This is a genomic window from Edaphobacter modestus, from assembly GCF_004217555.1.
Classification (GTDB): Bacteria; Acidobacteriota; Terriglobia; order Terriglobales; family Acidobacteriaceae; genus Edaphobacter; species Edaphobacter modestus.
This window is the reverse complement of sequence record NZ_SHKW01000001.1, coordinates 1,427,169-1,447,600: the sequence shown is the minus strand read 5'-3', so window position 1 is coordinate 1,447,600 and position 20,432 is coordinate 1,427,169. Positions and strand designations below refer to the sequence as shown.

The window sequence follows — 20,432 nt, the reverse complement described above, 5'->3', positions numbered from 1 at the left end:
TTAGCTGGCGGCGGGGCTGAGAATCGTTTCGATCCTCAGGCCACCGCGCGCCGGGTGGAGTTGTCGTCGCGGCGATTCAGATTGACGCTTACCACTTTGGAAACGCCCGGCTCCTGCATGGTAACGCCATAGATAATGTCCGCCTGCGCCATCGTGCGTTTGCTGTGCGTAATCACCACGAACTGTGTATTCGAGCTCATGTCTGCAATAAGTTTGGCGAAACGGCCCACGTTGGTCTCGTCCAGCGGGGCGTCAACCTCGTCCAGGATGCAGAAGGGCGCCGGCTGATACTGGAAGATGCCTACCAGCAGCGAGAGCGCAGTCAGAGCCTTCTCTCCACCCGAAAGCAGAAGGATACTCTGCAGCTTCTTTCCCGGGGGCGAAGCGACGATGTCGATGCCGCTCTCGGCGGAGTTTTCCGTATCCGTCAGCTTCATGAATGCCTGGCCGCCGCCGAAGAGCTTCGAGAAGGTCACCGAAAAATTCTCGTTGATCACCTTGTAGGCTTCGTCGAACTTCTGCCTCGAGATCTCGTCGATCTCCTTGATGGAGGCCTGTGTGTTCTCGATCGAATCCAGCAGGTCTTTGCGCTGCGTCTCCAGGAAGGCATGGCGCTGGGTGGTCTCGTTGTACTCTTCGAGCGCCATCATGTTTACCGGCCCCATCGCTTCCAGCTTCTGCTTCAGCGTGCGCGAGGCCTCCTCCTCTTCGTGCAGCGCATCGCCTTCGATCCGGCCAATCGTCTCGTCGCCCCGAAGAACCGCCGCCTCTACCGCCATGTCGTTCAGGCAGGCGGCTTCGATGTGTTCGATATCCGAGGCCAGCTTAGCCGCACGCGCCGTATGGCCAGCGCGCTCCTCACGCAGCGTCTCCGTCTCATGCCGCAGCGTCCGTAGACGCTGGTCAAGCTCCGCCATTGCCGTGCGAAGCTCCTTTGCCTCCGCCGTATAGCGCTCGCCTTCCGACAGTGCGGTGGCCCGTGTCTCCGAAAGCTCGGTATGCTGTGCACCCAGGCTCGCGGTCTCTTCCTCTCGGCGCAGCTTCTCGGCCGCAGCCGCTGAAAGCTGCTGCTCGATCTGCTGGATGCGCTGGTTCTGTCCGTTATAAAGTCTCGAAGTCTGGTCGAAGTTCGCCTGCGCGTTGCGCCGCCGTTCCTCCAGCCCTGCCAGGGAAGCCGAGGCCTCTGCCGCCGACTGCTGAAGCATCTCCCGGCGAGCACGCATCTCATCGAGCTGCGACTGCAGCTCTGCAAGCGAGCTCTCAAGGCCCGCTCGTTCCGCCTCGAACGCCGCAGCCTCCTGCTGTTTCCTCCCGATCAGCTCCGTCTTCTGATTTCTTGCCTCTCGGCTGCGTTCCGTCGCCAGCGACCACTCCTGCAGTCTGCGTTCGATGCGCGCCGCTTCCGATTCCATCTGGCGAAGCGCTGCTCCGGAGTTTGCCGCCTCGCGCTCGGCATCCCGCCGCTCGTGGGTCTTGCTGTCGATCGCAGCGTTTAGCTCGGCGATCATGTGCTGCAGCTCGGCGGTGCTGATGTCAGCCTGCGCGAGCGCCTGTTCCGTCTGCTCGACCTTCTGCTGAACCTCGGCCAGCTCGCGCTTAAGGGCCAGAGGTCCCTGCTTCCGCGGCCTGCCTCCCGTGACCGTCACATTATGAAAGGTCTCACCCGTGGGAGAGAGGAAGAAGGCGTGCGGATTCGACAGAGCCAGCGTACGGGCCGTATAAGAGTCCGGTGCGACGAAGCCCTCGCGCAGCTTGGGCAGGATAATCTCGAGCGACTTGCCGAAGCCGTCGAGGACTCGAATACATTCGCGTAGCGGCACGACTCCTTCGAGGTGGGTCGTGGCGCTGGCTGCCTCGCTGACCATGCCCTCGGCGAAGGAAAAGTTTGCTTGCGAATCATTTGGATGGACAAGGAAGGTCGCTCGGCCTTCCACGTCGGTCTGCAAAAGGTGCATGCCTGCATCCGCAGCATCCCAGCTCTTCACCACCACATAATTCAGCTCGTCGCGCAGGAACTCGTCGACCACGCTCTCGTACTTGCCGTCGACTTCCAGAAAGTCCGCCAGCGTTCCTACCGGGGCAACATTACCCGACTTGGCCGCCGCACTGGACTTGAAGATGTTCCTTACCGTCTCCGTCGAATAGCTGTGGTCGCGAATCAGCCCTTCGAGGGAATTGCGACGCCCATTCAAGGTTGCCAGCTCGCCTCGAAGCTGATCGCCGCGCCGCTTGCTGTCATTCTCTTCCTTGCGCCGCGTATCGATCTGGATACGCATCTCTGCGATCTCCGTCTCGAGTCGCTTCAACCGTTCCGTCACCGACTCAAAGGAGAGCTTTACCTGCCCCCGCTGCAGCCCCAGAGTCTCCAGCTCCTGCCGAGCTACTTCGGACTCCCGCTCGAGCCGCTGTGCCTCCTGCTCCAGCCCCGCAAGAGCCGCTGCCGCCTGTGCCTCCTCATTGCGCGTCTGCGAGGCGCGCTGTATAAGCTGCAGTGTCTGCCGGCGATTCTGCTCCGACCGCTGCTCGGCACCCTGCAGCGCACGCACAGCCTCCTGCGCTTCACTCTGCTGCTCCTGTGCAGACTGTCGTGAGCTTGCAGCCTCGGTCAACGCATTCTCAAGGAAGCTGCGATGCTCTTCCAACTCGCTGGCCAGCGACGTCGACTGCTCACGCGCCTGTGTCAGATCGTCTGCGCCGGTCGCCAGACGCTGCGTCAGCTCGGTAACCCGGTCGGAGTTCGAGGCCGTTCGGGCAACGATTCGCTCCAGTTCCACCGCCGACTGGTTCGCTCTCGCGCCTGCCTCGCGAATCTGCTGATCGAGCCCATAACCTCGCGTGATGCCTTCGGTATGTTCGGCGTCCATCTGCTCAAGCGACGCCGCCTGCGAATCGATCTGCGTGGCCAGTGCAGCGATCTTCTCGTTCGTCGCAGCCTGGTCGCCATCAAGCTGTGCCATGCGGCTTGCAAGCACAACCCGCAACCGTGTGCGCAGCTCATCGCGCAAGGCCCCATACCGTTCCGCCTTCGCCGCCTGCCGCTTGAGCGTGGCCATCTGCCGCGTTACTTCCTCGAAGATGTCGTTTACGCGCGCAAGATTCTGTTTGGCGGACTCCAGTCGCAGCTCCGCAAGCCGCTTCTTCGTCTTGAAGCGCGTAATCCCGGCGGCTTCTTCGATAATGCCGCGACGATCGAGCGGCTTCGAGCTGAGAAGCTGGCCGATGCGCTCCTGGCCGATAATCGCGTAGGACTCTCCCCCAAGGCCCGTGCCCATAAAAATGTCCTGAATATCGCGCAGCCGGCACATCTTGCCATTCAGCAGATACTCCGAATCCCCGGAGCGAAACAGCCGTCTCGTAACCGTCAGCTCTCCCGCCCGCACAGGAGCGCGGTTGAACTTCCGCCGGCGAATCTTGAGAACCACGTTGCCTGCAATCTCTACACCTTCCGCGGGAGCTTCGGCTGCTTCGCCCTCGATGATTGTCCCAGGCTGCGCCTCCGCGACTGCATCTTCTGTCTCCTGCGCTCGCTGCTGCCGCAAAGAGGACTCATCCCAGTCACTGACGTCTCCCATCCTCTCCGCAGGATGCTCGTCGTCGACGACGACCTCAGGGCCGTCCGGCGAAAGCGTTGCTCCGTCGTACACCTCTGGATCCACCAGCGTAAGGGAGACCTCCGCCATGCCCGTGGGCTTCCGGTCGCGGGTTCCGGCGAAGATCACATCTTCCATCTTTACGCCGCGCAGGCTCTTGGCCGATTGTTCTCCCAGAACCCACGTAATCGCGTCGGAAATGTTAGATTTACCACAGCCATTGGGTCCCACGATCGCGGCGATCCCTTCGCCGGAGAGTTGAACCTCTGTCCTGTCGCAAAAGGACTTGAATCCAAGAATCTGGACCTTTTTTAGCTTGAGCAAAAGTCACCTCTCTGCCGTGCTTCGTTTCAATCTCAAGGAAACAGCACAGTAGTTAAGACTGTGCTAACTGTAGTCCCACTGGAAAGCGGAATCAACGGGTACAACACTACAGATTGTGGATAAGGCGTACACAATACCACCAATGGGTTCCCGGAACAGAAGCAGCAGAACTTATGGGCTTTGGCCAGGGCCGAAGGCCGGACACTCTCCTCCGTGGGCTGATCCGCATTCCCGTGCCAACACAATTCTGCTCCTCGTCCCAAATGCTGTTACGCTGGCAGCACAACCCATGCTTGCCACGGAGCAACAGGGTTTCTATAATCCGCATCATCATGCCGTGAGGATAGGACGCAGTGAAACCTCTTGACCATTGGTTGAGGACAGGTGGGTCTACTGCTGAATTCGCATTGCAATTACCGTGGTGCATTCGAAGTGTGATATATCGGTCTGACCATCTGGCAAACACCTGTTGGAAAGATTTTATTGAGAAGAGAGATTTAACTGAGGAGTATGGGAATGAAGAAGGCAGTCGTTGCATCTCTCCTGGCGGTCGCTAGCGTTGCATCTGGTGCGCGTATCGCGGTTGCACAAACCCCGGCTCCGGCAAATGCCGGGTCAAACGCGCAGCAGGCGGGTGGTAGCGGCATTCAACTGGCGCCAGCCGAGTACAACGCGTATACGGCCGCAATTGGGCAGAGCACGCCTCAGGCGCAGGCTCCCGCGCTCGAGTCGTTCCTGACCACCTACCCTCAGTCTCAGGTTAAAACCGATGTCCTGCAGCGTCTCATGCTGGCCTACAGCTCCTTTGATCCGGTCAAGACACTGGATGCCGCCGACCGCCTCCTGCAGGTAGACCCCAGCAATATCCGGGCCCTCACGTTCGAAGCCTATTTCCACCTTCAGAATGCGGATAAGATCGCCGATCCGGCCGGCAAGCAGCCCGACCTCGACAAAGCGGCGGAATATGGTCAGAAGGGCCTGGACGCCACCAAGCCGAAGGACATGAGCGATGAGGACTTCGCCAAGGTGAAAGCTGCGGCGAGCCCTGTATTTCATCGGGCAATCGCGACTGCAGCCTTGAACAAGAAGGATGCCGCCACGTCCATTACCCACCTCAAGCAGAGCCTCGCGAGCGTTCCCGTCGAGCAGACCAAGACTCCCGGTCCGCTGCTGACCGACACCTACCTGCTGGCACAGGCCTACTATCAAGCCACGCCGCCTGATCCACTCAACTGCGCCTGGTATGCGTCGCGTGCTGCCACCTTCGCGCCGGAGCCGTACAAGTCCCAGATGATGCCGCTGGCGAAGTACTGCTACAAGAAGTACCACGGCGCAGACGACGGCTTCGACACGCTTGTCGCCGCCTCACAACAGAGCCTCGACCCTCCGGCCGATCTGGCCACCACCGTCAAGCCGGCTCCTTCCCCCGCCGACATCGTCAAGCAGGTCATCGCCAGCACGCCTGACCTCGCAACCCTGGCTGTCAGCGACAAGGAGTTCATCCTCCAGAACGGTACTCCGGAAGATGCCGCCAAGGTCTGGGATACGGTCAAGGGCAAGTCGGTTCAGTTCCCCGATACCACCGTGGTCTCGGTTGCCGATACTGCGCTCAAGGTATCCGTCTCCGACGATGCTGTGCAGTCGAAGTCCGCCGACTTTACCTTCAACCTGGCTGCTCCTCTGAAGACGCCTCCAGCGGTGGGAGACAAGGTGACGGTAACCGGAACCTATGACTCCTTTACGCCTAACCCGGTCATGATCACCATGAGCAACGGAGCTGTCGTCGAGCCGAAGAAGACGACCAAGCCGACCCCGTCGCATCATCGCTCCACCACCCCCCGGTAGTAACTGATCCTTCGCGAAAGCGAAGCACAAAGAGGCAGCCGTCAAGGCTGCCTCTCTCTTTTCCTGGCGCAATTTTTCTGGTGCAAATCGCACCGGGAGCCCATCTAAATTGCAGAAAAATCCAATACTGGGATAGAACGATTTTTATGAACCTTCAACCTGCGGCTGCTTCGGACCTCCCGGAGATTGTGGAGCTGACCAACCTCGCCTTTCGTGGAGAGGTTGGCTGGACACTCGAAAGCAAATACATCGAGGGTGAGAGAATCAGCCTCAAGACCCTCCACGAGGATCTTGCGAACCGTCCCCAGGCGCTGCTTATGATCTCTCGCAACCAGGACGAGATCCTCTTGGGCTCGGTGTGGCTCGAGCCAAAAAAGGACGGCGTCTGGTACATGGGGCTTTTAGCCGTTCGGCCCGATCTGCAGGGCCAGCAGCTGGGGAGAAGAATGCTGGACGCCTCCGAAGACGCGATCCGGCAGCGCGGAGCGAAACGAATCCGTATCTCCGTCGTGAACGTCCGCCAGAATCTCGTGGCATGGTATGAGCGTCGTGGCTATGCGCAAACGGGAGAGCGCGAACCCTTTCCTTACGGCGACGACCGTGTCGGCAGGCCCCTGAGAGACGATCTCGAATTCGTGATGCTCGAGAAGGAGCTCTAACCCCCCGTGCTGCTCGTCTACTCACCCAGCATCAGGTGCTGAATCGAGTGGGCTCTCCCGGTTCCTCCATCACACCCTATCAGGACCGCGCACATCTTCGGGTTCCCCTTGGCCGCTTCGAACTTGCCCGGCATGCCGGTCAGAAAGCGGTTGAGCACCAGCTCCGTCTCGACCCCGATCACCGAGTCATAGGGGCCCGACATTCCGACATCGCTGATGAACGCCGTACCCCCCGGCAGCACGCGCGCATCCGCCGTGGGAATATGGGTGTGGGTCCCAACCACGGCGGTAACCCGCCCATCGAGGTACCATCCCAGCGCGACCTTTTCGCTCGTCGTTTCGGCGTGGATGTCGAGCAGAATGACCTTCGCGGTGAGCTTGTTGATCAGCTCATCGGCCTTGCGAAAAGGATCGTCGCACGACGACATGAACACCCGGCCCTGCAGGTTCAGTACCGCATAGCTCTGGCCCGAGGGAAGCTCGCCCTGGTAGACCCCGAAGCCGGGAGTTCCGACCGCGTAGTTGGCAGGCCGAAGCACGCGGCGCCCGCGCTCGTGCGACTCTGCCGGAACCGTCATGTACTCGAAGATTTCGCGCTTGTCCCAGATGTGGTTGCCGGTCGTGATCACGTGGGCGCCCATGTCGAAGATCTCCTCCGCCAGCGAAGGGGTAATCCCGAAGCCCCCGGCGGCGTTTTCGCCGTTGATGACCAGCAGGTCGACCGAGTTGGTTTCGACAACGTGAGGAAGATGCTCGCGTACGATGTGGCGGCCGGCCGACCCGAAGATGTCGCCGACAAAGAGGATGTTCACCTGAAGATTTTACATGGCCCAACGAATCGACTGACAACCACATAGCACGGTTGTGTTAGCTTGCTTGGCATGGCGCAGAGTGAACGTTTTCAGTTGGGCCTTCGGGTGTTGGCCGTCCTCGCGGAGCAGCCCGGCGGTATGCAGACCTCCTCCAACATCGCAGACACCCTCAAGGAGAGTGCTGTCATGGTGCGAAGGGTCTTCCTGCTGTTGCACAAGGCCGGCCTCATCGAGCAGAGGAAGGGGCCAAATGGAGGAGCAAAGCTGAAGCTGTCTCCGAAGCAGATCGGCCTGGGCGATGTCTTCGCCGCAACCTCCGGAGACTGGCTCACCGTCGAAGATAAGGCCGTCTCAGGGCTGATGAAAAAAGTGCGCGCCGACGCCATCGAGGCGATGAACGAGCACTCCCTCGCGGGGGTCGTAAAGCGGCTGAAGAAAGGGAAGTGAAACGCCGAAGTACGCGCCCGCTATCCGCCTCCCGCAAATTCCCTCAACAAAGCCAACTTCCGCCGAGGTCTACTCCGCGGACTCTCCGTGCGGCTCCGCTTCCTTCTGCGCGATCTGCTCTGCGGTCCTCTGCTGCGGCCGCATCAGAGGGAAGAGGATCACGTCGCGGATCGAGCGCGAGTTCGTCAGCAGCATGGTCAGGCGGTCGATGCCGATGCCCTCGCCGGCAGTAGGCGGAAGCCCATAGCCGAGAGCGCGAACGTAATCCTCGTCCACGGCTGCCATAGCCTCTTCGTCACCCTTCTCCTTCTGCTCGATCTGCTGCTGGAAGCGGTTGTCCTGATCGACAGGATCGTTCAGCTCGGAGAAGGCGTTACCGACCTCGAAGCCGCCAATATAAAACTCAAAGCGCTCAACCCAATCGGGCTCATCCGGCTTGATCTTCGAAAGCGGCGAGACCGCGAGAGGGAAGTCGTAGATGATCGTGGGCTGGATGAGGTGCTCTTCGGCAAGAAACTCGAAAAGCGTGGCAATCGAACTACCTAAACTCTGGGTGGAACTTGGAAGTGCGTAACACACGAAGTACGCGCGAGCATCTTCGGTCCAGCTAAGCCGCTCCCCCACTGTGCTGTCGGGCCACGGATCGCCATGTTTCCAGTTCTTACCTGCCGTCCGTTCGAAGTACTCGAGCAGGAGAGCCCCACCTTGCTCTAGCTTCTGAACATAGGAGGAGGTGCTTGAGAAGTCTTCCATCGTGGGTCGTGCGGCGGCAGCCTCTTCCGGCCAGAACTTGATGATTGCCTCCCGCATGGAGAGCTTCGTCCACTTACTCAGATCAATCTCATTGCCATTGAAGTGCGTAATAGTGGTCCCATTGACCTCTATCGCAACAAACGTGATTAGCTCCTCCGTCAGCCGCATCAGGTCGTGATAATTTGCATACGCCTGATAGAACTCGAGCATAGTGAACTCGGGGTTATGCCGAGTGCTGACGCCTTCATTGCGAAAGTTGCGGTTGATCTCGTAGACACGATCAAGGCCTCCGACAACAAGCCGCTTCAGATAAAGCTCCGGTGCGATTCGCAGGAAGAGGTCGAGGTCGAGCTCGTTGTGATGCGTGATGAACGGACGCGCGGCGGCTCCTCCGGCGATCTGCTGCATCATCGGCGTCTCAACTTCGAGATAGCCGCGGGCATCGAAGAACTTGCGCAGGGCGCGAAGCACAGCGGCCCGCTTGACGAACACCTCGCGCACGTTGCGCGGAGCATCGTCAGCAGTCGGTTCGGTCCCAGGCTCAGACGCGTCCGCCGCAGCCTTGACGCTGTGGCCTGTATTCATGAACAGATCCACATAGCGCTGCCGGTAGCGCAGCTCCGTGTCTTCGAGGCCGTGATACTTATCCGGCAACGCCAGCATCGCCTTGGCCAGGAAGGTGATGCCGTGCTGCTCCTCCGTGGTGACGGCATGCACGGTAAGCTCGCCGGTGCGCGTCCGCATCAGGTAGCCGCGAACGCCAATGTGGTCGCCGAGGTCGAGCAGCTTGTACAGTGCGAAGGCATTCTCACCCACGTCGTCCTTGCGCACGTAGATCTGCAGACGTTCCCCCGCCTGCTGGAGCTGAGCGAAACCGGCCTTGCCCTGAATCCGTATCGCCATGATGCGGCCAGCGATGGCCACCTGTTTGCGCTCGGCGTCCAGTTGCTCACCGGAGACGGGCGCGTCGGGGGAGTCGTACTTGCGCTTCAGCCAGGGGATAAGTGCCCCTTCGAACTCGGTCCAGCCAGCGGCGTGGGACTCGAACGAGTTGGGATACACGGGATGGCCGAGGGCGGCGATCTGCTGGAGCTTTTCCTGGCGCTGCTGATAGAGCTTCTGTTCGAAGTCGGAGTCGAAGTGCACGTTACTTCCTTTTTGAAGGATGGTCGTTGTTCAGTATAGCGGCGATGGTGTAGCAGCCTGATGGCGTGATGTAATAGGTGGGCTATGGCAGACGAAGAGAAGAAAAACGCACACGGAGAGCTGGTCAAGGCCGAATCGATGATTCAGCTTGCGATCGCTCTGCCCGCGGGATGCGTGATCGGCTGGCTCCTCGGGGCATGGCTGGACCGGCACTTTCACCAGAACTGGATTGGAATTGTGGGAATCGTGATGGGGGCCATCGGAGGCTTCCTGCAGATCTTCCTCACCGCATCCCGATACTTGAGGCGGGGCAAGTGAGAGCACTGGAGTCATTTTCGGACGAGGACTTTCGCTCCACCATTCTTCGGGCACTGCGGCTCCTGGCAGTCGTTACGGTGGCAGGGGCGCTCCTGCTGTGGTGGAAGCTGGGCTGGCAGAGTGCCGCCCTTCTGGCCGTTGGAGCCATCATCTCCGCCTCCGGCCTGTGGGAGTGGCTGCGGCTCATGACGGCGGTCATGGCGAGGATGGACAACGGCGGAACGGCGCGGCCCCTGACCATGGTTCTGCTGGGATTCTTTGTGCGGCTGGCTGCCACGATCGCCCTTCTGTATGTTAGCCTTAAGGCTCTGAACGGTTCAGTCTATGCGCTCGCGGCTGGTCTTGCTCTGGGAGTCTTCGCACTCACGGTGGAAGGTATCAGGCTGGTGAAGGCATGGACTGTCTGACAGATTCCGAAGAACGTTCAAAGTTATTTTCTATATGCCGACTCAGCTTTTGCTTACACGGTTTCTGAATGCCCATCTTGCCGCGCCCGTCACGGCGCTGCTCGAGGCGTTTCATGTGCATCCGAAGTATCCGCAGGCTCCCATCACCGATGCGTTCGCCATGGAGCTTCTGGTCTTTGCGATCCTGATCGCTTACTTTATCGTGGTCCGGCTGACTCTGAGCATCGAAAAGCCGGGAGGCGTGCAGCATCTCGCCGAGATGACCAATGAGTTCGTCACCGAGGAGGGAGAATCGGTCATCGGACATGGTTCGGAGCGTTTCGTCAGCTACCTGACGGCGCTGCTGCTGTTTATTCTGGTCAGCAACCTGCTGGGCTTGGTTCCGGGGTTGGCTTCGCCCACCGCAAGTCCGGTGGTGCCGCTTGGTTTCGCGCTGGTTACGTTCCTCTACTACCACTACCACGGTGTCAGGGCGAACGGCGCTGCCTACATCAAGCAGTTCCTGGGGCCGGTGTGGTGGCTCTATCCGCTGCTGCTTCCCATCGAGATCATCTCGCACTTCGCCCGCGTACTCTCGCTGACGGTTCGACTTTACGCCAACATGCTTGCCGGGGATCTGGTTACTCTGGCCTTCTTCTCATTGGTGCCGATCGGACTCCCGCTCATCTTCCTCGGACTGCACCTGGGAGTTGCCGTGGTGCAGGCCTATGTCTTCTTTCTGCTGGCAGCGGTCTACCTGTCGCTGGCAGTGGCGCACGATCACTAAGTTTAGGTTTGCCGTGGAGGGGCTCCCTCTCCGCGGCAGCAACAACGCTGCGAGCGTGAGGGTGCCAGCACGGTGAGCATCAACCACCCACTGGCGGCGTATCTGACGGGAGATGGAGTCGCAATGAAGAAGCTTCAGTATCTGTTTATGTCGTTGGCCGCGATGCTGCTTGCAACGCCGGCTTTTGCGCAGGGCGCTGGGAACTACTCACCCGCTTCGCAGTGGGTTCCGCTGGCCGCTGGCCTGGGCATGGCCCTTGCAGCCGGTCTCTGCGGTCTGGGTCAGGGCAAGGCGACCGCCTCTGCCACCGAGGCTCTTGCACGCAACCCCGGTGCTCGCCCTGGAATCTTCATCTTCCTGATTCTCGGTCTCGCCTTCATCGAGTCGCTCGCGCTGTTCACCTTCGTCATCATCTTCCTCAAGGTGCAGGCGTAAGAGGTTTAGCTACACAGCACGGAAAAGCCCTCGCTTCGGCGGGGGCTTTTATTGGCCCAACCGTCGCATAGACGAGGTCGTCTCAGAAGGGAAGGAGATTCCAATGCACCGTAGAAAAGCGCTCTTGTTGTTTGCTTCGGGTGCGGTCGGTAGAAAAAGTTTTGGACAGGTGAGTTCGATCCCGGAAGGGCGACCATCTGATGCTCACATCACGTGGGTCACGGAAAGTTTGAAACGTATGATGACGATCAAGCCAGGCATGACGAGAAAGACACTTCTAACGGTCTTTACGACCGAAGGAGGGATATCGACGCGCTATTGGCGAACCTTCGTTAGTCAGGACTGCGCTTACTTCAAGGTCGATATCAAATTTCGCATTCCGAACCAGACAGAACAAGATGCACACGGTCACGCAACGACCGAGGAAGACGATAACGACATCATCGCGAGCATCTCGCGTCCCTATCTGGAATTCAGTGTCACGGACTAGAGGAGAAGAAGCTTTCGGTTTTTAGCCTAATTTTCCGCTTGGAAAGCAGGAGAGGCAACTGGCTTCGGCCTGGCCCCTTTGATCAAGAGCCATAGTACAAACGCCACCTCTCCAAGTAGAAGTGGGAAGGAGATTTGGGAGGCCCTGTCCTCATATTGCGGTAGCAGCAAACCCGTGAGGCTAAGGGCCAGGTAGGCGAAGCCGTTCAGGATGAGCCAGACGCCCAGGAAGCGGGGAAGGAATCCCGACCTGTACACGAGGGTCCCCAAAGGAAAGAGCCATAGCCCCCAGAGAGTTTCAGCCGCAACGATCTCCTGACCATGAAGGCGCAGGAACAGCATGGCTAGTGCCTCCCTCTGAGGCTTTTCGAATACGGACAGGAAATCCGCACCCTTCACGAGCATCAGGGCAGCAGCGTCGTTCAGCACATTGAAGAAGTAGATCGCCGATGGCAATATCCCGCCGAGGATCACCATCAGCACAGCCTGCTTCTGGTCTACTTCCTTGAGTAACTGGTAAAGAGCCAGCAGGATGAAGATCAGGATGACTCCGCAAAAGACGTCGGCGGCCATGCCGGCACGGAAGAGCATCTGGTGAGTGGAGATGTTGTTCGCCGTTGCACTAGGGTTCCCTGGAACGAACAGCGTACTGGGAATGTAGATGAGGCGGAGTGGGCCGGTAATGACGAGGAGAAGGTACAGGAATCCAGCAACTCTGCCGGGGTTGGTCGATCGCATGCGCTCTCCCTCTAAAAGGATTGGCTGGAGGTACGGTGAGGGTGGCCGAAAAGTTCTGCCTTCCTCAAGATGCATGCGTACCCAGCTCGTGGCTCTTCGATGGGGGAATCTTTTATCTGTCAAGGCCCATTCACGTGGAAACCACACAAACCAGGCAGGATAAAGTTGCCGATTAGTTTCCACCAGCTTGCTAAACTGGAAATGGATAGAAAAATCACGTCCCTCAACGAAGTGGGCAGGTATTTGGGAGTAACTTCTTTTCTTTCAATATTTTGATAGATAAGCCAGGCGTTTTCAATATTTTACGCTGTTGAAATCTCGTAACTCTATAAAAATAAAGTTCTTCCTCTTCTACATAGGGGAGGTATCAAGCGGAGAGAACGGAGCGCGTCAGGAAGAAGAGCGCGAAAAGCCCCCGCCTGAGCGATGGAAATAGCGCTAAGACGGGGGTGCCAACGAAAAGGGTCGGCGCGGCTAGCGAACCGTGCTTGTGGTGGTGTCCTGCGCAGCCTGGGTCGGATGAGACTGGACCGTTACATCCGCGCTCTTCTGCGCAAGGCCCAGGACGCGGTTGGGAGCGATTCCCAGCAGAAGCGTGGCGACAGCCGTGAACGTCAGGGCGATGGCCGCGGGAATGCTAACGGGCGCAACCGAATCCAGGCGGTCATTCTGCGTGTGCGGTCGGGAGTAAAGCGCAGCCAGCAGCCGCAGATAGTAGAAGCAGGCAATGCCGCTGTTCAGCAGGCCGATGACGGCCAGCCAGACGTTGCCGGCGTGCAGGGCGGCGGAGAAGACGTAGAACTTGCCGAAGAAGCCGCCGGTGAAGGGGATTCCGATCAGCGAGAGCAGGAAGAAGCCGAGCACGGCGGCCAGTAGCGGGCGCTTGAGGGCGAGTCCGGTGTAGTCTTCGATGGTGCGCGCTCGCTCGTCGTAGCCTCCGATCTGGGTGATCACGGTGAAGGCCCCGACGTTCATGGCCGCGTAGGCGGCGGTGTAGAAGCAGGCCGAAGCGATGCCGTCTGCAGGGAAGGCCGTGTAAGCAACCAGAAGGTATCCGGCGTGGGCTATCGAGGAGTAGGCGAGCATACGCTTGACGTCGCGCTGCATGAGGGCGCCCAGATTGCCGATCGTCATGGAAAGAACCGCGATGATCCAGATGAGCCCGGCCCAGCGGGGCTCGTAGGAGGGGAAGCCTGCGAAGAGGATGCGCAGCAGCACGGCAAAGGCTGCAGCCTTCGGTGCCGTCGACATCAGGCCCACGACCGGTGCGGGCGCACCCTGGTAGACATCGGGAGTCCAGACATGGAAGGGAGCGGCGGACACCTTGAAGCCGATGCCGATGATGATGAGTGCAAGCGCGAGAAGGGCAAGCGTTGGAGTCGCAGTGGTCGAGAGCCCGAGCGAGATGGCGTCGATGCGCGTGGAGCCGGTGGAGCCGAAGGCCAGCGCGATGCCGTAGAGGAAGAAGGCGGTGGCGAAGGAGCCCAGAAGGAAGTACTTGATGGAGGACTCGGTGGCGGAGGCTTGGCCCTTGCGGAAGCCCGCCATGATGTAAGTCGAGATCGAGGAGATCTCGAGACCGACGAAGACCATCAGCAGCTCGACCGAGCAGGTCATCAGCATCATGCCTACGGCACCGAAGAGTGTGAGCGCGAAGTACTCACCGGCATGGGTGGCGTGGCCTTCAAAGTAGTCGAGCGAACTGAGCAGCGTGACCAGAACGATGGCCGAGATCAGAAGGTGGAAGAAGACCGAGAAGGCATCTACCTGGATGGTTCCAAAGTACCCGTGTACGGTCCCGAAGCCGAGCTGGTACCAGCTTGCGAGACCGGCCGCGAGGGTGCCGAGGATGGCGAGCCAGCCAAGTGGCTTGCGCGTCTGCCCCACTGGCAAGAGCGGCTCGGCCAGCATGATGAAGACGCCCGTAAGGGTGAGGATGATCTCGGGTAGAAGAGCAAGGACGTTGGGAGACATCTACCGGGGTCCTTTCGTCGCAGAGGGTGCTGTGGTCATGTTGAGTGCGGTCTCGGAGCTGGGCTTTCCGGTATGGGAGGAGGCCTCGAAGTTGACGGTGACCGCCTGAGAACGATTCACGATGTCCTCGATATGAGTTCCGGCGGCGTCGATGGCACGAAGCCAGACGGGTGAGGCGATGCCCATGATGAGGAAGAGCGCAACCAGCGGCCAGAGCGCCAGATGCTCGCGGGCAGTAAGGTCGGGCGCGGTGATGGTCTCGGCGCGGCGGCCAAGATCACCGTAGAAGACGCGCTGAATCATCCAGAGCATGTAGGAGGCGGTGAGGATGACGCTCGAGGTGGCCAACACGGTCCAGCCGATGTGGTGAGCGACGGCGGACTGCATGGTTCCGGAGAAGACCAGGAACTCGCCAACGAAGCCGTTCAACATCGGCAGGCCGACGACCGAGAGCGCAGTCAGGACGAACATGGTGACGATCCACGGCAGGCGCGCAGCCAGGCCACCGTACTCGCGCATATCGTAGGTTCGGTAGCGCTCGTAGAGCAGGCCGAGGAGCATGAAGAGGGCGGAGCCCCCGATGCCTTCGTTGAGGATCTGGTAGATGCCGCCGTCGATTCCGGAGACGGTGAAGGCGAAGATGCCGAGAATGACGACGCTTACGTGCCCGAGCGTTCCATACGCTGCAAGGCGCTTCAGGTCTTTCTGGATGAGTGCGAGCAGGGCGCCGTAGACGATGCCGATGGCTCCGAGCGCGAGCATCAGGGGAGCGATGCGGTGCGACTGGCTCGGAAAGATTCCGAAGGAGAAGCGCAGGATGGAGTAGAGGCCGAGCTTTCCGGCGATGACCATGACGGCTGCCGTAGGAGCTTCGGAGACGGCATCAGAAAGCCAGCCGTGCAGCGGGAAGACCGGGACCTTGACCGCGAAGGCAAAGAGGAAGGCCAGCGAGGCCAGCCAGAGCGCCGCGTTGTTGGGCGAGATGGTGTGCGCGAGGGCCATCTGGGCAAGCTGCGGATAGTCGAAGGTGCCGGTGCGGGCGTAGAGCCAGAGCATGGCGACCAGCAGGATGGCCGAGGGGATGAAGGCGTAGAGGAAGAACTTGATGGCGGCGCGACGACGGTTTTCGGTGCGGCCGAAGGTGGCGATCAGAAGCGCCATGGGGACGAGGGAAAGCTCCCAGAAGGCGTAGTAGAGGAAGAGGTCGAGCGAGACGAAGATGCCGAGCATCGCGACCTGCTGGAGCAGGAAGAGCACGTAGAAGAGGCGGCGGCGGTTATCGATGGCGCGCCAGGAGATGAGGACACCGAGCGGGGCAAGCAGACCGGCGAGGACCACGAGCCACGTGGAGAGACCATCGACGCCGACGTGGTAGCGGATGGCGGGCGAGGCGATCCAGGAGAGGTTCTGCTGGAACTGGAAGGCGTCGCCGGGAGCGCTGTAGTCGAAGTGGAAGGGAAGGTGGAGCGTGCAGAGGAAGGTGAGGAGCGTGACGGCGAGCGCGCCCCATTGCTGGATGCGGTCGCGGTCGGGCAGCAGAGCAAGGACGATGGCTCCGGCGAGCGGGACGAAGGTGATGATCGTCAGAATGTTATGGTCGATGTTCATCTCGAGGTTTCGTCCGAGTTTCCTTATTCGTTTAGTGCAACCAGAGTGAGTGGCCGAAGATCATGACGGCGATGACGGCGGCTGCACCGAGTGCGAGCCAGCCGGCGTAAGAGCGAATATTGCCGGACTGAATCCGGCGGACGAGCGAGCCGAGACCACGAGCCGACGCTCCAGCGGCAAAGCCGGAGCCGTTGACGAGGCCGCCGTCGACGAGGCCGCCAAGGATGAGCCGGCTGAAGACGAGCAGCGGGGTAACGATTGCGGCCTGGTAGATCTCATCGATGTAGAACTTGTTCTCAACGAGGCGGTAGAGGGCCGGGAAGCGCTGCGCGTAGGAGGATGCGGTTCCGGGCTTCTTGTAGTAGAGGACGTAGGCGACAAAGAGACCGATCAGCGCAACGAGAACAGAGACAGCGGCGAGGCCGAGTTCGGTTCCGTGGCTGACGACCTCGGTGACTGTAACTCCGTTGGCGAGGACGGGCTCGAGGAAGGCGCCGATCTCGTCGTGGCCGCCGAGGGCTGCAGGAATGCCGACCCAGCCTCCGATGATGGAGAGCAGGGCGAGCACCATGAGCGGGAGGGTCATGACCAGGGGTGACTCGTGGACGCCGTGGCCGTGGTCTCCGTGACCGTGGGTGTCGTGATGCTCCTCAAAACGCTCTTCGCCGAAGAAGGTCTTGAACCAGAGGCGGAACATGTAGAAGGAGGTCATTCCGGCGGTGATGAGTCCGACGAGCCAGAGCAGCTTGCCGATGGGGTTGGGCGAGGTGAAGGCGCGGAAGAGGATCTCGTCCTTGGAGAAGAAGCCCGCGAGCGGCGGGATACCGGCGATGGCGAAGACGCCCATCGTCATCGTCCAGAAGGTGACGGGAATACGCTTGCGGAGGCCGCCCATCAGGCGCATGTCCTGCTCGCCGGAGAGCGCGTGGATGACGGAGCCGGCGGCGAGGAAGAGAAGCGCCTTGAAGAACGCGTGGGTGAGGAGATGGAAGATGCCTGCGGTGTAGGCTCCGACGCCGCAGGCCAGGAACATGTAGCCGAGCTGCGAGACGGTGGAGTAGGCGAGGACGCGCTTGATGTCGTGCTGCACCATACCGATGCAGGCTGCGAAGATGGCCGTGGCCGCGCCGATGATGGCGACGACGCCGAGGGCGTAGGGCGAGCGGTCAAAGATGGTGTGGGTGCGGGCGACCATGTAGATGCCCGCGGTGACCATGGTGGCCGCGTGAATGAGCGCGGAGACTGGTGTGGGGCCTTCCATCGCGTCCGGAAGCCAGACGTAGAGCGGAATCTGTGCAGACTTGCCGGTGGCTCCTACGACGAGCAGAAGTGCGATTGCGGTGAGGAAGCCTCCCTGCCACTCAGGATGCTGCGAGATAGCGGTGAAGACGGTGGAGAAGTCGAGCGAGCCGAAGTGTGCGATGAGCAGGAACATCGCGAGGAGAAAGCCGAAGTCGCCGATGCGGTTGACGATGAAGGCCTTCTTGCCGGCGTTGGCGGCGGAGTCCTTCTTGAAGTAGAAGCCGATGAGCAGGTACGAGGCGAGACCGACGCCCTCCCAGCCGACGAAGAGCAGGACGAAGTTGGCGGCAAGGACCAGAACCAGCATGAAGAACATGAAGAGGTTCAGGTAGGCGAAGAAGCGCCAGTAGCCCTCTTCATGCGCCATGTATCCGACTGAGTAGACGTGGATGAGGAAGCCGACGCAGGTGACGACGCCCAGCATGATGAGCGTGAGGTGGTCGACGGTGAAGGCGAAGTCGGCGTGGAAGCCGGAGATGGAGATCCAGGGGTTTCCGAAGAGCGAAACGAAGGAGTGGATGGATTCCGGAGCATCGGCGGCCTTCATGGTGAACCAGAGCCAGATCCAGAGGCAGGCCGAGAGGGCCGTGGGGATGAGGGCGACGGCGGAGACGAAGGCGCGAGGCAGGCGTCGGCCGAGGGTTCCGTTGATGAGGAATCCGGCGAAGGGAAGCAGCGGAATCAGCCAGAGATAAGAAGCAGGCATCAGCGAGTCTCGTGTCCTTAGTTTTTCAGCAGGTTGACCTGGTCGACGTTGAGGGTCTGGCGAGTTCGGAAGATTGCGATGATGATGGCCAGGCCGACGGCGGCTTCCGCGGCGGCGACGACCATGACGAAGAAGACGAAGATCTGTCCGGTGATCTGGTGCCACATGTGCGCGAAGGCGACGAAGGTAAGGTTCACCGCGTTGAGCATCAGCTCAATCGACATGAAGATGGTGATGATGTTGCGCTTGATGAGGAAGCTGGCGACGCCGATGGAGAAGAGCACGGCAGCGAGGACCAGGTACCAGGAGATGGGGACCATCTGCTACTCCCCCTTCTTCTTCTTGCGGACGATCACAGCTGCGGTTGCAAGACTGATGAGGGCAGCGGCCGACGAGTTGGAGATGGGGGCAAAGTAATTGATGTCGATGCACATACTATTGCTCCTTTCGCGCGAGCACGACGGCTCCGAGGATGGCGACGAGGATGAGGATGCTGGTGACCTCGAAGGGAAGAAGGAGGTCGCGGAAGAGGACTTGGCTGATCTCGGCGATGTTGTTGACAGCGTTGGAGAGATGGTTCGTGAGATCGGTGGAACCGAAGGCCTTGCCGTTGGTGAGGAAGACAAAGCTGAGAAGGCAGAAGATGGCGGCGGCACCGGGGAAGCCGACGAGATAGGCGGCGCGGCTGCCGTGGGTTCGTTCTTCTTCGCCTGCGTTGAGCAGCATGACGACAAAGACGAAGAGCACCATGATGGCGCCGGAGTAGACAATGACCTGTGCGGCGGCGAGGAATTCAGCGCCGAGCGACCAATACAGGACGGCCAGCGACATCATGACGACGACCAGCGAGAGCGCCGAGTTGATGGGGTGCCGCTGCAGCAGGAAGTTGATGGCTCCGGCGACGGCGAGCAGGCCAAAGATGAGGAAGAGTGCCAGTTGCATGATGCTCCGCAGATTCTTTTTCAGTGAATCGCTTGAATCCTTCTGAATCCTTCGAGACAGCGCCAAATTTTTCGAGGGCTACCTGTTGATTGTAAAGCAGGTAGCCTGGCTCATCCTCGCAAAGCGAGGACGAGCGAGGTAGCGATAATGTTGAGGAGGGCGACGGGAAGCAGAAACTTCCACCCGAAGGCCATGAGCTGGTCGTAGCGGAAACGGGGCAGCGTGGCCCGAATCCAGATGTAGAGCAGAAGAAACGCGAGAACCTTGACGACGAACCAGAAGATGGGAAGGACTGCCTGAACGAACGGGCCTCCGACGGAAGGGAAGAGGTTGCCGAAGGGGCTGGTCGGGCCGCCGAGGAAGAGCAGCGTGGCGACGCAGGCGACGGTGATCATGTTCGCATACTCGGCCATGAAGAACATGGCGAACTTCATGGAGGAGTACTCGGTGTGGTAGCCGGCGACGAGCTCGGATTCGGCCTCGGGGAGGTCGAACGGCGCGCGGTTGGTCTCGGCGTAAGCGGCCATCAGGTAGATGAAGAAGGCGACGATCTGGAAGCCGCCGAAGAGGTTCCAGGAGAGCAGGCCGTGGCCGGATTGGCTGGCGACGATGTCGCGCAGGCGAAGCGAGCCGGCGCGGAGGACGACGCCGACCAGCGAGAGGCCGAGGGCGAGCTCGTAGCTGATGACCTGCGAGGTTGCGCGGAGCGAGCCTAGCAGGGCGAACTTGTTGTTCGAGGACCAGCCGGAGAGCGCGATGCCGTAGACGCCGATGGAGGTGATGCCGAGGATGACCAGCAGGCCAATGTTGATGTCGGCGATGTTGAACATGTCCACGCCCTGGATGCGGGTGACGGCACCGAAGGGAACGACCGCGATCGAGATCAGCGCGCAGGTGAGCGCAATGATGGGGGCAATGATGAAGAGCGGGCGCTCGGCGGCCATGGGTATGAGGTCTTCCTTGAGGAAGAGTTTGATGCCGTCGGCCAGTGGCTGCAGCAGGCCGAAGGGACCGACGCGAGAGGGGCCCCAGCGATTCTGCATGCGGCCAAGAACCTTGCGCTCGAGGAGAACCGTATAAGCCACCGCCGTCAGTGTGATGACGAGTACGACGACGATCTTGAGGATCGAAAGCAGCAGGAATGTCTGGAAATCGGTGAGGTGGCTCACGG

Annotated in this window: 18 protein-coding genes; 8 read left to right on the top strand and 10 right to left on the bottom strand. The window is 60.2% G+C overall.

Annotated features, from left to right (window positions below; genetic code table 11):
• Positions 1-35: 35 nt before the first annotated feature.
• Positions 36-3,914: a chromosome segregation protein SMC gene (gene smc, locus BDD14_RS06120; RefSeq protein ID WP_130418033.1), complete on the bottom strand. Its 3,879-nt coding sequence runs from the start codon at positions 3,912-3,914 to the stop codon at positions 36-38.
• Between the two features lie 516 nt (positions 3,915-4,430).
• Between smc and BDD14_RS06115 the strand changes: the two genes are divergently transcribed.
• Together BDD14_RS06115 and BDD14_RS06110 are read left to right on the top strand one after the other, a co-directional pair.
• Positions 4,431-5,759 carry a hypothetical protein gene (locus tag BDD14_RS06115; protein WP_130418032.1) on the top strand — a complete coding sequence of 443 codons (1,329 nt, stop codon included), beginning with the start codon at positions 4,431-4,433 and terminating at the stop codon, positions 5,757-5,759.
• Positions 5,760-5,905: 146 nt separating this feature from the next.
• Positions 5,906-6,418 (top strand): GNAT family N-acetyltransferase, encoded by a 513-nt coding sequence (locus BDD14_RS06110; RefSeq protein WP_130418031.1) that lies wholly within the window; start codon positions 5,906-5,908, stop codon positions 6,416-6,418.
• A gap of 17 nt (positions 6,419-6,435) precedes the next feature.
• On the opposite strand, the gene BDD14_RS06105 is transcribed toward BDD14_RS06110, so the two are convergent.
• On the bottom strand, positions 6,436-7,230 hold the full coding sequence (locus BDD14_RS06105; protein ID WP_130418030.1) for a TIGR00282 family metallophosphoesterase: 795 nt from the start codon (positions 7,228-7,230) through the stop codon (positions 6,436-6,438).
• A gap of 69 nt (positions 7,231-7,299) precedes the next feature.
• Here BDD14_RS06105 and BDD14_RS06100 point away from each other — a divergent pair, with 69 nt between their 5' ends.
• Positions 7,300-7,677 carry an RrF2 family transcriptional regulator gene (locus BDD14_RS06100; protein ID WP_130418029.1) on the top strand — a complete coding sequence of 126 codons (378 nt, stop codon included), beginning with the start codon at positions 7,300-7,302 and terminating at the stop codon, positions 7,675-7,677.
• A gap of 69 nt (positions 7,678-7,746) precedes the next feature.
• Here BDD14_RS06100 and BDD14_RS06095 read toward each other — a convergent pair whose 3' ends face one another.
• Positions 7,747-9,576 carry a lysine--tRNA ligase gene (locus BDD14_RS06095; RefSeq protein WP_130418028.1) on the bottom strand — a complete coding sequence of 610 codons (1,830 nt, stop codon included), beginning with the start codon at positions 9,574-9,576 and terminating at the stop codon, positions 7,747-7,749.
• Between the two features lie 84 nt (positions 9,577-9,660).
• Between BDD14_RS06095 and BDD14_RS06090 the strand changes: the two genes are divergently transcribed.
• The 5 genes from BDD14_RS06090 (at position 9,661) to BDD14_RS06070 (ending at position 11,992) form a co-directional block, all read left to right on the top strand.
• Positions 9,661-9,894, top strand: coding sequence for an AtpZ/AtpI family protein (locus tag BDD14_RS06090; RefSeq protein ID WP_130418027.1), 234 nt, complete (start codon positions 9,661-9,663; stop codon positions 9,892-9,894).
• A complete protein-coding gene (locus BDD14_RS06085; RefSeq protein ID WP_165419938.1) occupies positions 9,891-10,301 on the top strand; it encodes an ATP synthase subunit I in 411 nt (136 codons plus the stop codon). Before BDD14_RS06090 ends, BDD14_RS06085 begins: the two co-directional genes overlap by 4 nt.
• A 34-nt stretch (positions 10,302-10,335) precedes the next feature.
• The gene (gene atpB / locus BDD14_RS06080; protein ID WP_130418026.1) at positions 10,336-11,067 is read left to right on the top strand and encodes a F0F1 ATP synthase subunit A; all 732 of its coding nucleotides are present in this window, start codon (positions 10,336-10,338) and stop codon (positions 11,065-11,067) included.
• 123 nt (positions 11,068-11,190) lie between these two features.
• The gene (locus BDD14_RS06075; protein ID WP_035350182.1) at positions 11,191-11,502 is read left to right on the top strand and encodes an ATP synthase F0 subunit C; all 312 of its coding nucleotides are present in this window, start codon (positions 11,191-11,193) and stop codon (positions 11,500-11,502) included.
• 103 nt (positions 11,503-11,605) lie between these two features.
• Entirely contained in the window at positions 11,606-11,992 is a 387-nt protein-coding gene (locus BDD14_RS06070) for a hypothetical protein (RefSeq protein WP_130418025.1), read from the top strand.
• 26 nt (positions 11,993-12,018) lie between these two features.
• Here the strand turns inward: BDD14_RS06070 and BDD14_RS06065 are convergent, their stop codons facing one another.
• The 7 genes from BDD14_RS06065 to nuoH all read right to left on the bottom strand — a co-directional run bounded on the left by BDD14_RS06065 (position 12,019) and on the right by nuoH (position 20,430).
• Entirely contained in the window at positions 12,019-12,729 is a 711-nt protein-coding gene (locus tag BDD14_RS06065) for a DUF4386 domain-containing protein (RefSeq protein ID WP_130418024.1), read from the bottom strand.
• A gap of 474 nt (positions 12,730-13,203) precedes the next feature.
• Complete coding sequence (locus BDD14_RS06060; RefSeq protein WP_130418023.1) at positions 13,204-14,703, bottom strand: NADH-quinone oxidoreductase subunit N; 1,500 nt, start codon at positions 14,701-14,703, stop codon at positions 13,204-13,206.
• Positions 14,704-16,311 (bottom strand): complex I subunit 4 family protein, encoded by a 1,608-nt coding sequence (locus BDD14_RS06055; RefSeq protein WP_130418022.1) that lies wholly within the window; start codon positions 16,309-16,311, stop codon positions 14,704-14,706.
• A gap of 31 nt (positions 16,312-16,342) precedes the next feature.
• Positions 16,343-18,319 (bottom strand): NADH-quinone oxidoreductase subunit L, encoded by a 1,977-nt coding sequence (gene nuoL, locus BDD14_RS06050; RefSeq protein ID WP_130418021.1) that lies wholly within the window; start codon positions 18,317-18,319, stop codon positions 16,343-16,345.
• A 17-nt stretch (positions 18,320-18,336) separates the two neighbouring features.
• Positions 18,337-18,639 (bottom strand): NADH-quinone oxidoreductase subunit NuoK, encoded by a 303-nt coding sequence (nuoK, locus tag BDD14_RS06045; RefSeq protein WP_026386432.1) that lies wholly within the window; start codon positions 18,637-18,639, stop codon positions 18,337-18,339.
• Positions 18,640-18,754: 115 nt separating this feature from the next.
• Positions 18,755-19,261 (bottom strand): NADH-quinone oxidoreductase subunit J, encoded by a 507-nt coding sequence (locus tag BDD14_RS06040; protein ID WP_130418020.1) that lies wholly within the window; start codon positions 19,259-19,261, stop codon positions 18,755-18,757.
• 110 nt (positions 19,262-19,371) lie between these two features.
• The gene (gene nuoH, locus BDD14_RS06035; protein WP_130418019.1) at positions 19,372-20,430 is read right to left on the bottom strand and encodes an NADH-quinone oxidoreductase subunit NuoH; all 1,059 of its coding nucleotides are present in this window, start codon (positions 20,428-20,430) and stop codon (positions 19,372-19,374) included.
• Positions 20,431-20,432: the final 2 nt, after the last annotated feature.

Excerpts from the sequence above, each read along its gene's own strand:
- BDD14_RS06115 (WP_130418032.1), top strand. The coding sequence starts at position 4,431 with ATGAAGAAGGCAGTCGTTGCATCTCTCCTGGCGGTCGCTAGCGTTGCA.
- BDD14_RS06110 (WP_130418031.1), top strand. The coding sequence starts at position 5,906 with ATGAACCTTCAACCTGCGGCTGCTTCGGACCTCCCGGAGATTGTGGAG.
- BDD14_RS06100 (WP_130418029.1), top strand. The coding sequence starts at position 7,300 with ATGGCGCAGAGTGAACGTTTTCAGTTGGGCCTTCGGGTGTTGGCCGTC.
- BDD14_RS06090 (WP_130418027.1), top strand. The coding sequence starts at position 9,661 with ATGGCAGACGAAGAGAAGAAAAACGCACACGGAGAGCTGGTCAAGGCC.
- atpB (WP_130418026.1), top strand. The coding sequence starts at position 10,336 with ATGCCGACTCAGCTTTTGCTTACACGGTTTCTGAATGCCCATCTTGCC.
- BDD14_RS06075 (WP_035350182.1), top strand. The coding sequence starts at position 11,191 with ATGAAGAAGCTTCAGTATCTGTTTATGTCGTTGGCCGCGATGCTGCTT.
- BDD14_RS06070 (WP_130418025.1), top strand. The coding sequence starts at position 11,606 with ATGCACCGTAGAAAAGCGCTCTTGTTGTTTGCTTCGGGTGCGGTCGGT.
- BDD14_RS06065 (WP_130418024.1), bottom strand. The coding sequence starts at position 12,729 with ATGCGATCGACCAACCCCGGCAGAGTTGCTGGATTCCTGTACCTTCTC.
- BDD14_RS06060 (WP_130418023.1), bottom strand. The coding sequence starts at position 14,703 with ATGTCTCCCAACGTCCTTGCTCTTCTACCCGAGATCATCCTCACCCTT.
- BDD14_RS06055 (WP_130418022.1), bottom strand. The coding sequence starts at position 16,311 with ATGAACATCGACCATAACATTCTGACGATCATCACCTTCGTCCCGCTC.
- nuoL (WP_130418021.1), bottom strand. The coding sequence starts at position 18,319 with ATGCCTGCTTCTTATCTCTGGCTGATTCCGCTGCTTCCCTTCGCCGGA.
- nuoK (WP_026386432.1), bottom strand. The coding sequence starts at position 18,639 with ATGGTCCCCATCTCCTGGTACCTGGTCCTCGCTGCCGTGCTCTTCTCC.
- BDD14_RS06040 (WP_130418020.1), bottom strand. The coding sequence starts at position 19,261 with ATGCAACTGGCACTCTTCCTCATCTTTGGCCTGCTCGCCGTCGCCGGA.